Origin of the sequence: Caldivirga sp. UBA161, from assembly GCF_002506515.1 — an archaeon.
GTDB lineage: Archaea > Thermoproteota > Thermoprotei > Thermoproteales > Thermocladiaceae > Caldivirga.
The window spans coordinates 44,783-58,790 of the sequence record NZ_DAXS01000053.1 but is presented as its reverse complement, the minus strand read 5'-3'; the positions used below and the strand labels follow the sequence as shown (position 1 = coordinate 58,790).

11 protein-coding genes are annotated in these 14,008 nt (G+C 41.3%); 9 read left to right on the top strand and 2 right to left on the bottom strand.

Annotation, left to right across the window (positions count from 1 at the left end; genetic code table 11):
- Positions 1-394: 394 nt before the first annotated feature.
- Positions 395-3,175, bottom strand: a complete 2,781-nt coding sequence (locus BP896_RS06270) for a DEAD/DEAH box helicase (RefSeq protein WP_291766808.1) — start codon at positions 3,173-3,175, stop codon at positions 395-397.
- A 48-nt stretch (positions 3,176-3,223) separates the two neighbouring features.
- Here BP896_RS06270 and BP896_RS06265 point away from each other — a divergent pair, with 48 nt between their 5' ends.
- From BP896_RS06265 to argF, 3 genes are all read left to right on the top strand, one after another.
- A complete protein-coding gene (locus BP896_RS06265; protein WP_291766807.1) occupies positions 3,224-3,580 on the top strand; it encodes a hypothetical protein in 357 nt (118 codons plus the stop codon).
- A gap of 96 nt (positions 3,581-3,676) precedes the next feature.
- Positions 3,677-4,744, top strand: a complete 1,068-nt coding sequence (locus tag BP896_RS06260; RefSeq protein WP_291766817.1) for a radical SAM/SPASM domain-containing protein — start codon at positions 3,677-3,679, stop codon at positions 4,742-4,744.
- Positions 4,745-4,789: 45 nt separating this feature from the next.
- A complete protein-coding gene (gene argF / locus BP896_RS06255) occupies positions 4,790-5,731 on the top strand; it encodes an ornithine carbamoyltransferase (protein WP_291766805.1) in 942 nt (313 codons plus the stop codon).
- 42 nt (positions 5,732-5,773) lie between these two features.
- Here argF and BP896_RS06250 read toward each other — a convergent pair whose 3' ends face one another.
- Positions 5,774-6,085, bottom strand: coding sequence for a hypothetical protein (locus BP896_RS06250; RefSeq protein WP_338028808.1), 312 nt, complete (start codon positions 6,083-6,085; stop codon positions 5,774-5,776).
- Between the two features lie 279 nt (positions 6,086-6,364).
- On the opposite strand from BP896_RS06250, the gene BP896_RS06245 reads away from it, so the two are divergent.
- The 6 genes from BP896_RS06245 (at position 6,365) to BP896_RS06220 (ending at position 13,984) form a co-directional block, all read left to right on the top strand.
- Complete coding sequence (locus BP896_RS06245; RefSeq protein ID WP_291766803.1) at positions 6,365-8,179, top strand: glycoside hydrolase family 15 protein; 1,815 nt, start codon at positions 6,365-6,367, stop codon at positions 8,177-8,179.
- A 61-nt stretch (positions 8,180-8,240) separates the two neighbouring features.
- Positions 8,241-9,950, top strand: a complete 1,710-nt coding sequence (gene tes / locus BP896_RS06240; protein ID WP_291766801.1) for a tetraether lipid synthase Tes — start codon at positions 8,241-8,243, stop codon at positions 9,948-9,950.
- A gap of 65 nt (positions 9,951-10,015) precedes the next feature.
- Positions 10,016-10,255: a hypothetical protein gene (locus BP896_RS06235; protein WP_291766799.1), complete on the top strand. Its 240-nt coding sequence runs from the start codon at positions 10,016-10,018 to the stop codon at positions 10,253-10,255.
- The gene (locus BP896_RS06230) at positions 10,252-11,052 is read left to right on the top strand and encodes a ParA family protein (RefSeq protein ID WP_291766797.1); all 801 of its coding nucleotides are present in this window, start codon (positions 10,252-10,254) and stop codon (positions 11,050-11,052) included. The genes BP896_RS06235 and BP896_RS06230 overlap by 4 nt, the downstream gene beginning before the upstream one ends.
- Positions 11,053-11,085: 33 nt before the next feature.
- Entirely contained in the window at positions 11,086-12,774 is a 1,689-nt protein-coding gene (locus tag BP896_RS06225) for a thermopsin family protease (protein ID WP_291766795.1), read from the top strand.
- Positions 12,775-12,820: 46 nt separating this feature from the next.
- Positions 12,821-13,984, top strand: a complete 1,164-nt coding sequence (locus tag BP896_RS06220) for a GNAT family N-acetyltransferase (protein WP_291766793.1) — start codon at positions 12,821-12,823, stop codon at positions 13,982-13,984.
- Positions 13,985-14,008: the final 24 nt, after the last annotated feature.

The window sequence follows — 14,008 nt, the reverse complement described above, 5'->3', positions numbered from 1 at the left end:
AGACTTCCAACGCTTTTGTGATTTTCAATAATTTAATTTAGGAATATTGTTAGGCTTTTAAACCATAATTATGCAGAGGCTGGCGAATAAGAGTGAGTTCCTAGCTATTGGATTTGCGGTAATGTACTTTTAACTCACTGTACCAGTACTCTTGGATTACTTAGTGGTTGGCTTAAGGCCCCTCTTTGGTTTATGGCTGATAATGTATGTATTTTAACTTTAAACTTATTACTGTTAATTAATGTATTCCTCTTACGCTTAGTCAAGTATTTGCTTCAACTGTATTGGCTGGCCTTGCGGGAGGTTTAATGATAATTATTTCATTGAAGCCTTTTGAATAAGGTTCTCCATTGTCATATAGTGGAATACCCTACACTAGTAGGTGCTTGGGAAATTAATCAGCCCAGAAGGCTTTCGTTCTTACATATTCCCTCTCAGCTTCTAGAATGTTTAAGAATAATTCATCATCATTACCAGCATTACTTAGTATCCTCCTAACAGTGGCTGTACCAACACCATAGGCTGAGAGCGCTATTAAACCCCTGTAGCCGTGATCCATTATTATCCTAGCCCTCTCCCTAAGTTCATTAAGATACTTCTCCTCATCAGCAGTAAGCTGCAGCCCCCTCCTAACTCTTGCCACTAGCTTAATAGCCTTATCAATGTCCTCATCCCTATGCTTCAACATGGTTAAAGTCTTCATACCGCATTTAGGGCACTTAAGCTCCATGCTAATTATGTTACTAACCTTACCTGTTAAATGCCACCCACACCTTAGGCATAGGAGGGTTACCTCCTTATTCATGATTCTTTTCTTAACTGAATCAATAATTATATTCCTGGGAACTTCATCAGTTATAATTGACCTAGTGCCTAAACCACCCATTATCATTAAGGCTAGTTTAGATGGCTTCCTAGCTAGGAAGTTTAACTTAATTACCTCATCCCTAACACCACTTATGAAGTGCCTCAACGCATTTAAGTCAAGTTTATCCACCTCAATTTCATTAATGACCTCATTATCCAGTACAGACCCATTATAGACTTTAATTAACCTATCGACATTAACATCAATAGTACCCTTAGGTAACACCCCCATCCTCCTAGCAACTTGAATAAACCTATACCTATACAGGTTACTATTCTTAATAACATTCCTTAAGGTCTCCTCAACAGCCTTAACATCCTCCTGAAGCGCCCTCCTTATTATCTCTGGGTTAATTGGCCTGGGGGTTTTCACAATGACCCTATAAGGATCCCTAACGTAGGATATTGAGAGTGCGAGCCTGCCGGTTAAGTACCCTGTTAGGTATAGGCCAAGCGCCTCATTACCCTTAGTACCTAGGCAGGAGTGAATCACTATTAGGTTACTTGAGTATTCAATCAATGTTTCATTGACATCAGGGTACTTACCCATTAAGTCGCTTGATAGCTCCTTAATATCCTCGAGGAGTTCATTAGTGCCCATTAGCTTAATCCTATTGAAACTACTTAAGGAACCGCCCGTCAGTAGCCTTTTCCTTAATCTACAGACCTCCTGAGCAACTTCATAGGATACTGGTATTTCATCACCAATCCACTCAGGTAACTCACCCTCACCACTCCTCACCTCATCCAATGTAACAACCCCCTCATCCTTATCAATGGCTAGAACCCTCCATAATCTACCAGCTAGGACTATTACCTTATTCTGCTCCAGTGTTAACACGAAGTCTTCATCAAGCTCACCTATGGTTGACTTATCCATGTAGTTAACTGCCTTAAACCTCCTTTCGTCAGGTATCATTGACACATTCTGGAGGTAATAAATCCTCAACCCCCTCCTATTCCTTAGGGCACCATCGTAATTTCCTATTAGCCTCAATTCCCTTGAGGAGAATTCAATGAGTTTCATTAAGTCACTTAACTGTAATGAGGAGTAGGGGTGCGCCCTCCTAATGATTCTGTAGGCCTCCTCTATTGTAACTGAGCCTCCATGGTCAAGTATTATGCCGGCTAATTGATGAAGTAGAACATCCATGGCCCCCGCGTGGTATGGGTAATCACCCTCAAGTTCACCCTCAATAGCCCTTCTAGCCAGTACCAGTGACTCAATGTAATCATCAGGTGTTATAGTGAGCACATGCCCTTTAGCAACTCCACCAACCTCATGCCCACTCCTCCCAATCCTCTGAATTAACCTATCACTCTGCCTAGGGCTCATGTACTGGATCACTGCCTCAATGCTACCTATGTCTATGCCTAATTCAAGGCTTGACGTGGATACGACAACCTTAACCCCACCACTCCTAAGCCCCTCCTCCACAGACTCCCTCCTCTCCCTGCTTAGGGAACCATGGTAAACCTCCACGCCATTAATAATCTTCTTCAATTCTGTACCCAGTAATTCGGCTGCATCCCTAGTATTAGTGAAGAGGAGTACTGAACCCCTATGGTTACTCACTATCTCGCTAATTCTTCTGGCGGTATCCTCAACATCTTCATTAAGCCCCAGGTAATGTATTGTTAATTCCATGGTTCTTGAAACATCATTAACATTAATAACCCTCACACTCCTCCCAACCCCACCCACTAGTGATGATGCCAGCTCCAGGTCACCTATTGTTGCAGAAAGGGCTATCCTCTGGAACTCACCCGCCAACTCCACCAGCCTCTCAAGGCCAACCGCTAATTGAATCCCCCTCTTACTACCGAGGAGTTCGTGAACTTCATCAATTATAACCCATCCAACATCCCTAAGCCAATTCCTCATTACTGGTGAAACTAATAGTATTTGGAGCGTTTCAGGCGTTGTTATAAGTATCTGAGGTGGATTCTTCCTCTGCCTACTCCTCTCACTGCTAGTAGTGTCTCCATGCCTCACAGCTACAGTTAAGCCAAGTAACCCACTTAGCTTACGTATCCTTTGCTCTAAATCCCTATTAAGCGACTTAGCCGGTGTAATGTAAAGTACCCTTACTCCCTCCCTCACCCCTGAGTTAAGCATCATTGATAAGGCAGGCAGTAATGCAGCCTCAGTCTTACCTGTACCAGTGGGTGATGATATTAGCGTGTGTTCACCAGTTAAAACCACGGGTATTGCTAACTCCTGAACCTTAGTGGGCTTCTCATAACCCAATTCCTTAACAGCCTCCTTAACCTTAGGATGCAGTAATTCGAATGAATTAAGCACCATGGGGTTAACCCAATATCCCTTAAAAAACCTACTCAACCTACGCTAAACGTGAAGGTTGAGTTTAAGGGTGAGGAATGGGGGAGGGTTATAATTATTAATGGGATTGAGGTGGGTAGGATTATTGATAATGTTATTTCCCTAGACATCTACTCCCCCCAATTCCCTGAATCTGGAAGTAGAATTAACTTAGGTTGGGCCGGCTCCTTAACATACAGTAGGGTTAACATGGGTAATCATGTAATTGAGTTAATTGGCCATGAGCATAATGGATTAAGGGAATTAATAAGCGTGAGAATAATATTGAATGGGGAGGTTAATGATGATGAATTATCATTAATTATATTAAATGTAATGAGGCAGTACATGGATAAGGAATTACTAGAGATAATTGAGCACCACTCATGATTAAGCATAATACGTAGAATGGCTAATCTTCAAATTATTTCACTTAAGTTAATGCAGTTCATTAAGATTTATATACACTAATGTGTTCCGCTAATGATGCTTTGGCTAGTATTCACCACAGGCGCATGCAACTTAAGGTGTAGTTACTGCGGCGGCTCCTTTAACCCTAAGGTAGTGCCCTGGAGGATTAATTATAATCCAGTTAAGTTAAAGGAGTTAATTGAGAAGGATAGCAACGCCACAGTGATATTCTATGGTGGGGAACCTCTGCTTAACCCACGCTTCATAATGTGGATGATGGATAATGTTAAGGCTAATAGGTGGGGGATTCAAACCAATGGAACATTAACTGAATTACTACCTAATGAGTATTGGAGGAGAATGAGTGTAGTGCTTTTATCAATAGATGGTAGAGAAGAGGTTACTGATGCCCACAGGGGTTTTGGCGTATATAACCGCGTGATTAAGGCATTAATGAGGCTTAAATCAATTGGGGTTAATAGGATAATAGCTAGAATGGCGGTAACGCAGCTAACGGACATATACCTTGATGTAACGCATTTACTTAATGTTGGCTTTAACCTTGTTCATTGGCAATTGGACGTTATATGGGACAGTAAGTGGGATGTATTAACATGGGCTAAGTCAAACTACCTACCTGGGGTGAGGAGGCTTGTTCAATTGTTTCTAAGTAACCTAAGGGAGGGTAGGGTTATTGGCATAGTGCCTATACTTGGGGTTTTATCCGCATACCTACATAAACCATATAGGGGCCCACCCTGCGGCGCTGGATATGATTCTATTGCAGTCTCAACTGATGGTAGGGTTTTATCATGCCCGATTGCAGTTCATGAGGATTGGGCAGTGTTGGGTAATGTTAATTCCGGCTTCAGTTTAATTAATATTGAGTCCCAGTTACCTGAAATGTGTAGGCAATGTGAGTATAAGCAGTATTGCGGCGGTAGATGCCTATACGCCATTAAGGAGGGTGAAAGGTATTGGGGTTTAGATGGCGTGCTGATGGTTGATTACATTACCAAGGAGACTATAAGGACAATACTTGAAATTGGACCTGAGGTTAAGGAGCTGGTTAATAAGGGTGTGGTTAAACCAAGTGACCTATACTATGACCCAACACTAGACTCTACTGAGGTCATACCATAGGCATTAAGGAATAATACTTAATAGTGTGAGGGTATTTAATAAGGCATGTTGAATCAATTAAAGGGTAGGAGCCTACTAAGTTGGCTTGACTACACGCCGCAGGAGGTATTAATGCTTCTTAATCTATCTAAAAACATGAAGGAGAGGTATTACTTGGGTGAAAGGTACATTGGCGTTCACCAGGGTAAGGCAGTATTAATGATATTTGAGAAGCCCAGCACTAGGACAAGGATTAGCTTCGAGACGGCTGCATGGCAGCTTGGTATGAAGGCTATTTACAGTAACCCCCAGGAACTTCAATTAGGTAGGGGGGAGACTATTGAGGATACTGCTAGGGTTGTTTCAAGGATTGTTGACGGTATAGTGGCCAGGGTCTTCGATCATTCAACACTAATTAAACTTACCCAGTACTCTCAAGTACCTGTTGTGAATGCTTTGAGTAATGAATGCCACCCAACCCAAGTGCTTGCTGATGCATTAACTTTATGGGAAGTTAAAGGCAAGGTTAATGGCGTTAAATTAGCCTTCGTGGGGGATGGGGATAATAATATGGCCCATAGCCTAATTGCAATAGGAGCTAGGTTAGGTTGGGATGTTAGGGTAGTATCACCTAAGAGGTACTGGCCAAGTAGGAGGTATGTTGAGGATGCTGAGGATTTAGGTAAAAGAACAGGCGCGGTGCTTACCGTTACGGAATCTATTGAGGAGGGGGTTAAGGGTGTTGATGCAGTATACACTGATGTATGGGTATCAATGGGTATGGAGAAGGAGGCTGAGGAAAGAATAAGGCTATTTAAGCCGTATCAAGTAAACCAAGGCTTAATGAGCATTGCAGGGGAGGATGCAGTATTCATGCATTGTTTACCAGCCCATAGGGGCCTTGAGGTCACTGATGATGTTATTGATTCACCTAGAAGCATTGTGTGGCAGCAGGCTGAGAATAGGCTTCACACAGCTAAGGCTATATTAGCAGCATTGATTAGGTAAACTGGATTTTAAAGGATATGATCAATTCTTAAATTTAAGGCACTATATTAATTTATATGCTTTAACCATGAACTGCCTAATCTTAGGCATAGCGTTCTCAACATGCCAAACCGGGTTCACGAAAACTATTAACCAACCCTTATCAGTCATGTTGAAGAAGGCGATTTTGAAGTTTGCGTATTTTATAAGAATATAGTTAAAGGGGCCGAGGAGGTCATCGGAAAGCTTTCGGGATCTTTGGGCGATTTCTAGGAGGCTCATGACGTTTCTAAGGGATTTTAATGTTAATGTTGTTGGTAAATGATGTATTATTGGAATATTATTAGAATCTATTATGGCTGCTCCAACAATCATTTCTCCATCTATAAGCTCACTAAGCATAAGCTTCTTAAGCTCCATCTGTGGTGTTGTCTGCTCCGCAGATTTAGCATCTGGTGATACATATATTACAATACTCCACCACCCTACTAAATATTTTACACACGCAGCTTAATAAACTTTTGGCTCAATGATCAATAATGATGTAATCATTCTTGTTCATTTAATGATGCTTAAGCACCAGTTATGGTGAGCATGGTGCGTTGATTCATGGTGAATGTAACATTTAATAAGCTTACACCTAATAGCTAACTAATGATGGAGGCTGTTTATGAGCAGAGCATTATAGGTAATGGCAGTATGCTTGCTGTTATTGGTGGTAGAGGGGAGTTAAGGTACTTATTTTACCCAACTAAATCATTCCCTCAGAACATTCATTCCTCATTACCTGGAATATATAGGAGGGGTTACTTCAGTTGGCTAACTGATTGGGGTGATATTAGGCAGAAGTATGCTGCTCCAGGGGTCTTAGAGACTGTGTTCAGGAGTGGGGATGCCTCAGTTAAGGTAATTGACTTTGTGCTTCATAGTGAAAATATACTTATCAGAAGATTTGAATTCAGTATACCTGGTGAATTCAACTTCATATACTACACTTCACCTCAATTATGGGAAACCCACACTGCTGATGCAGCTTACTTTGATGAGAGGTATGGCGCCGTTGTTGATTATAAGAGGGGCCTTACCCTAGTTGTTTCAGGTGATAGGATACCCAATGGTTATCAGATTGGCCAATTAGGCGCTGACTCAGATGCATTCACAGACGCCTATGATGGTGAATTAAAAATGAATAAGCTAAGCATATATGAGGGCTTCAGGGGAGTTAACTTCGCGTTAATGTGGAGGCTTAGGGATGAGGAAACATTAACCATTTACTTAGTCCTAGATAGGAGTGAGGAGGCTGCGTTAAGGGAGTTAGCTAAGGTTAAGTCCATGGATTGCTGCGTCTTAAGCCATGGTGTTTCTGATCATTGGGGGAACTGGATTAGTAAGGTCAAGTTAAGTGGGGTTATTAATGAGGAGATGGTTAAGCATTCAGCGTACGTAATTAAGATGCTTCAAGACTCTGAGGGGGCATTCATAGCTGCACCAACACTATGGCCTGATTACAGGTATTGCTGGCCCAGGGATGCAGCTTACTCAGCTATAGCATTAGATATTCTCGGTTACCATGATGAGGCAGTTAAGTTCATTAATTGGGCAGTTAAATCGCAGGGGGAGAATGGGGCCTTCTATCAAAGGTATTATGCCGAGCCTGGGCTTAAGGCCCCATCATGGTCCTTTCAAATAGATGAAACAGCCTCAGTGGTTCTAGCCACCTACGTGCACTTTAAGTTAACCCTAGATAGGCAATTCCTGAAGAATACGTGGATAATGGTTAGGAGGGCGGCCGAGTACTTAGCGGCCAACGTGAGTGATGATGGCTTAACAACACCCACTGTTGGGCCTTGGGAAGAGCATCTGGGTGTTCACACTTATACTAATGCCTCAGTTTATGCAGCCTTATCATCTGCGGCATATTTAGCTGGTGAAATTGGTGATAGGAATAGGGCTGTGGAGTGGAGTAGGTATGCTTCTATTGTTCGCTCAGCAACGCTTAATCAGGCTTGGAATGGTAGATTCTTCGCTAAGATAATTAAACCAAGATTCAATATACCTGATTCAGCCACACTTGGCTTAGTTTTCCCATTCAACATGGTTAATGTGAGTGATGATAGGATGAAGATGAATGCTGAAACCATTGAGGGGGCGTTCAAATATAAGGTTGGTGGAGTGGGTAGGAATCCTGAGGATAAGTACTACGGTGGTAACCCATGGATAATAACAACTCTTTGGCTGGCAATATACCATAAGCTAGCCGGCAACATTGATAAGGCTAGCGAATTAATAAAGTGGGCCTTAACCCATAGTACCAGTACCGGTATGCTACCGGAGCAGGTTGATAAGAATTCAGGGAGGCCGATCTCAGCAGTGCCATTGGCTTGGTCACATGCAATGTATATAGTAGCTGAGTTAATTAATAATGATTTATTTAATAAAATAGCGCCGCCCCTTGTTGATAATAAGTGATACTTCTCAGAGTATTAGTAGTGTGTAAAGCTTATTAATAAGCCAGGGCTTGGTTCAGTTAATGCAGGAATTAGTAACCGCAAAGGCCACTAAGGAATCTGCCGCTAAACCCCTTGTTGATCTGGGCCGCTTCAAACTCCCTAAGGCATTCACTAGGCTTATCAATGACCAGAATCTTCAATCAATGTATAAGAGGAAGTTTAATATACCTGAACCATCCAGGGTAATAAAGATATCGACCTCAGTCTGCCCAGTCTGTAATAAGCAAATACCAATGGTTGTCTATGAGCATGATAATGTAATTTGGCTTAAGAAAACCTGCCCAGAGCATGGCCAATTCCTAGACATTTACTGGGGTGATGCCGAGATGTATTACTACTACCTCCAGTGGGATGACCCAAACTACATTGGTAAAGGCCTAGTTAACCCAAATACTGACGTAACCTACTATGAGGAGGCTGGCGGCTGCCCCTTTGCCTGTGGCTTATGCCCAGTGCATAAGAGTAATACTGCATTAGCCATAATTGATGTAACTAATAGATGCAATATGAAGTGCCCGGTGTGCTTTGCTAATGCGGGAGTAGCAGGCTATGTCTATGAACCATCACTAGCTGATATAGAACGCATGATGAGGATACTTAGGAGTCAAGGACCATGGGCACCTAATGCACTTCAATTAAGTGGTGGCGAGCCAACTCTTAGGAATGATTTACCGGAGATAGTTAGGATGGCTAGGAAGCTTGGCTTTGATCATGTTGAGGTTAATACTAATGGTATTAGGATAGCTAATGATATTAATTACTATAAGGCATTGCTTGACGCCGGGATGTCAACAATATACCTTCAATTCGATACTATCGACCCTAATAATAAGGGTGTATGGAGGCATAGGCTATATGATCCAAAGGCTTATGTTGAATTAAGGAAGAAGGTTATTGAGAACGCTAGGAAGCTTGGGCATAGGTCAATTGTGCTAGTTGTGACGATGGCTAAGAATTATAATGATAATGATATGGGTAAGATCATTGACTTTGCGGTTCAGAATAGGGATGTTGTTAGGTGGATTAACATTCAGCCAGTGGCCTTTGCAGGTAGGGCTAGGGAATACTCACCTGAGGAGCTTAGGCAATACAGGATAACTATACCGGATGTATTAATAAATACTGAGAAGCAGACTGGGGGTAAGATTAGTAGGTGGGATTGGAGGCCAGTTAACTGGCCAGTGGCCCTTGGTAAATTAATTGAGGTCCTCACGGATTCACCTAAGCCACTCTTCACCAATAACCCTGTCTGTGGGGCTGCAACCTTCATATATTATGATGAGGATGCTAAGGATATAATCCCAATAACGAAGCTTGTTGATGTAGATGGGTTTGAGGCTGAAATATGGAGGATATACAATGAGGTTAGTAAGGGTGGGGTTCATAAGGCTGTTGGAAGCTTAAGGGTTCTTAAGCTACTTAAGTATGTTAAGCATAAGGCAGTTAAGGATCTGCTTCAGGATGTCCTACTTAAGAGGAGTTATGAGGCATTAGGTAAATTTATGTTTAACATAGTTGGGATAGGTATAATGCACTTCATGGATACTATGAACTTTGATGTTCAGCGCATACAAAGATGCGACATTCATTACGCAGTACCTGATGGGAGAATAATACCATTCTGCACGCTTAACAACTTCCATAGGGATAGGATTGAGAGGAACCTTAAGATGGATGCTAAGGATTGGTTAAGGCTGAATCCAGGTAAGTTCATAACTGGCTTCGCCTAACATGTGATGTTAACTCCTAGATTCATTAAAGATAATTTTTTAATACTGAATGCCTACGTTTAACTATGGATGCTAGAATAATACTCATGATTGGTGCAGTGCTTAATGTGATTGGATATGCAGCATCAATGTTAGGCTACGCAATAATTGGCCCCATAGTCTATGGGGTAGGTATAATAGTGTTAGTGTTAAGTGCATTAACATTATCTAAGGGTAAGAGTACTGAGAGTAATGAGGCTCCAGGTGAGCCTGGGCCTAGTGATATTAAGAATAGGGGTATTAGGAAGCCAGGTGAGGAGTATTGACAGTTATTATAACCGTAGTCAGTGGTTCCAAGGGGGGTACTGGTAAGACAACCATAGCTGTTAATACAGCAACATTAGCTGCATATAGGCTTAGGGGTTCCTCACCATACCCAGTTGTGCTTCTTGACTTAGGTGTTGATAATGGTTCAGCATCTAAGGTCCTACTGAGTTCATTAACTAAGGTTAATTACACGCTATCAGATTACTTAACCGGTAAGATAAATAATCCACTTTACGCGCTTTACCTTAAATCATGGGTGATTAATAGTGAAGAGATGAGGTTAGTCTTCTCAGTACCAGGTAGCATAGTGGAGGGTTTACCATTATTTAAATTAAGGTACATAATAAGGATTATTACAGAGTACTTGAAGCCAATAATGTTGGTGGTTGATACGCCGTCAGTGGGCTTCACGAGGCAATTCCTAGAACCTATAGTAAGTGAATCAACACACGTAATACCAGTTACTACCGTTGATCATAGTTCCATTGAGTCATTATCATCAATAGTAGGTTTCATTAAGGGAATTAAGAGTAATGTAACCATATTGCCGCCAATATTGAATATGTTTGATTACAAGTACCCAGTGGATCCAACAACAGGTAAGGAGTGGGTTAATGTGGTTGAGGAGATTACTGGGATTAAGCCATACACTGTTGCCTACGATAAATTACTCTACGTTGCTAGGCAGGCAATGGAGGTTGAAGTTCTTAAAATATCGCCTGGTGAATCACAGGCAATAAGGGATATAATCAAGTACTTTAATGAGGTCATAGCGCCACTTACTGTTAAGCGTTAAATTAATTTAAATGCAGCCTAGCGATTGTTAATAATGATAGTGTTAACGCTATTAATAGCGGCGGTAATGCAGCCTCAGATTATTAATGCGACTCCAGTATCATTCAACATGAGTATTGGTTCAGGAATACCAATGTATGGTTTATTAATTAACCCTAATTCATCATACGTAACCTACGTTAATGGGCCAGGGCTACTTTATGTGGTGGCTAATTCATCATTAGTAGTTGAGGTTCAGGGCATTAATCATGTAGTTAATGGTAATGCTTCACTAACCATTAGGCGGGGTGAGTCACGTGTATTATTCATTAATGATAATAATTATTCCGTTTACCTATTCTACATGTTTCAGCATAATAGTTCCAATGAAGTATTCTACTCCTATAATCCAATTGGTATTGCCGACTATGGTATAGCATTATACTACGGTGAGCCATTATTAGCCTACTCCTATGAAACAAGTGAGGTATTGGGTGTAGCATTCATTAGGAGTATTACTGTAACTGATGTTAGGAGTGGTTGTGGGGTTAGGGCTGGTGATGGGTATGTTGATGTTCAATTGAATTCAATAGTTAGGGCTGGTGGTGGATACTACATAGTTCAAGATGTTGCAATATTTAATGAAACTACGGCTTCAATTGTTGATAACGTGTGGAATATAACATCACCCAACGCCACCTTAAGTAATGTAGTAGGTTTAGGATCCATCAGTAGTTTCAATGGCCAACAATACTACGCGTACAATAATATTATAGGTAAATTAAACCCACCCTTCAACTTAACGTTAGCCATAATGGTTAATGGATCCAATTCAACTCACATAAGCTTTGGCTATGGTATTCAAGGGTCATTAAGGTGGTTTGATAACGTTACATTAATTAACGTAAGTAAACCAAGCATAGTAGTTAATGGTTCAGGCTACGCCGAATTCGGAATACCTATTGATTCTGAATTAGTAATAACTGGGCCAGTGTGTGGAATAGGGGCGGTGATTAAGAACATTAATGCAACCTTCACACTGCTTCATAGGGTTAATGGATCATACTACCCAGCGCCATACACGTGGGGTATTGGTACATTGACAGGCGAGGCTGTGGCTAATGCATCAGCCTTAGTAAGTAAGGGTGTTAATGTTCAGGTTATTGGCAATGCCTACGAGTATCCTGGACCATTGTACTACTACATGCCTGTCCTTGTGATATCCATCAATAGTACTGGATTCATGATGGTTCCTAAGGGATACATGATTAATTTAACTCTAGGTGGATTATTCATTAATGGTTCATCGTTAATAAAGCCCATTGGGTTCATTATTAATGGGACGCATGTTATTAATTCAAGTAACGTAACCATTACTGTTAATGGGCCAACTGAGGTAAGGGTAATGTATAATCAATTGTTTGAAGTAAGGTTAATCGGGTTGGATGGGAATGAAACACCACTAGTGCATTGGTATCCTAAGGGGTATGTGCTTAAGCTTAAGGAACCAAGGTACTTGGGTTTAATGACATTTAAAGGCTACTTACTTAATAATAGTACTCTAGTTAAACGCACTGATGTGTCGTTGATAATTAATGGTTCATTATTCATTAAGGTGATGTGGGTTAATGAGATCAGCATGGGCATCTTAATGTTAATGTACTTAGTGCTTCCTGCATCATCATTAATAGTAACTGTGATATTGATTATGCTTACCTTAAGTGACGCGAATAATCGCCATTAAGCAATGTAGTATTATTTAAAACACGGAGCACGCTTACTGTGGGTTAATGATCATTAGGAATGTTAGGGAGGAGGAGTGGGATGATTTCATGAAGTTGCTTGAAAGGAGTTACGGCTTCTCAAGCGGTTTCTTCCCTAGATACTATCCTTATATTTATGGTGCTGAATGTAGGGATTTATCATCATTCTACGTTGTTGAGGATAACGGTAAACTGGTTTCTCACGTTGGCTTATTTAAAATTAAGGCTATCAGCTTCGGTATCAGTATCATAATAGGTGGCATTGGGGGTGTTGCCACATTACCTGAGGAGAGGGGGAAGGGGTACATGACGGCTTTACTTAGGCATGTGATTAATGTGATGAAGAGAGATGGAATATCATTATCAGTACTTTGGGGTGATAGGCAAAGATACGGCTCTTTTGGATGGGAGGTCGCCGGCCAAAAGCAGGCATTATACATTACTTCGCGTTCACTATCCAGGTCAGGGATTAGGCCTATTGAGGTTAGTGGTGTTGAATGGGATGATGCAGTCCCATTAATGAGTAAGCATTATGAATCAATGCCAATAAGGGTTGAGAGGAAGTGGGAATGCTATAAGGGTTACGTAAGCCTAGATCCAGCATCATTAGGTGAACCACCATTGAGGGTTTGGATTAGTGGGGATGGTTACTTAATTAGCCAGGGAAGCTCAGTAAGGGGAGTGTTAAGTAGACCTAACATTGTTGAGGTAGCTTCCTTAAGCAACCATGAGGCTGAGTTAGTTGGTGGATTCATGAAGGCTGCATCGATTAATGAGGCTGTGGTTCACGTTAATGCGTATGATGAAGCTAGGCTTGGGAGGCTGCTTAAAATAGCATCATACTATGTAGTACTCCCTGAAGGGGTATTTAGAATAAATAATGCTTATACATTACTCAAGAGTTTTGAACAATTATTGAGTAATAGGGCTCAGGAACATGGTTTAAAGGACTATGAAGTCACCCTGGGGCTTAGATTCAACAGCGAGCTTGATAAGGCCACAATCTTCGTAAGGAGTGGTTCAGTGGAGGTTACTTTAAGTGAGGAGAGTAGGAATTACGTTGAATTAGATGAAAGGGATGGAGTTAGGTTAATTTTAGGCGGGCCAATGGGTTACGTGGCTAAGGGGCTTAAACCACTGATTACGCTACTACCCATACCCATTCACATTCCCCTCCTTAACTATGTTTAATCACAAATGCTCAGGATGCCTCTG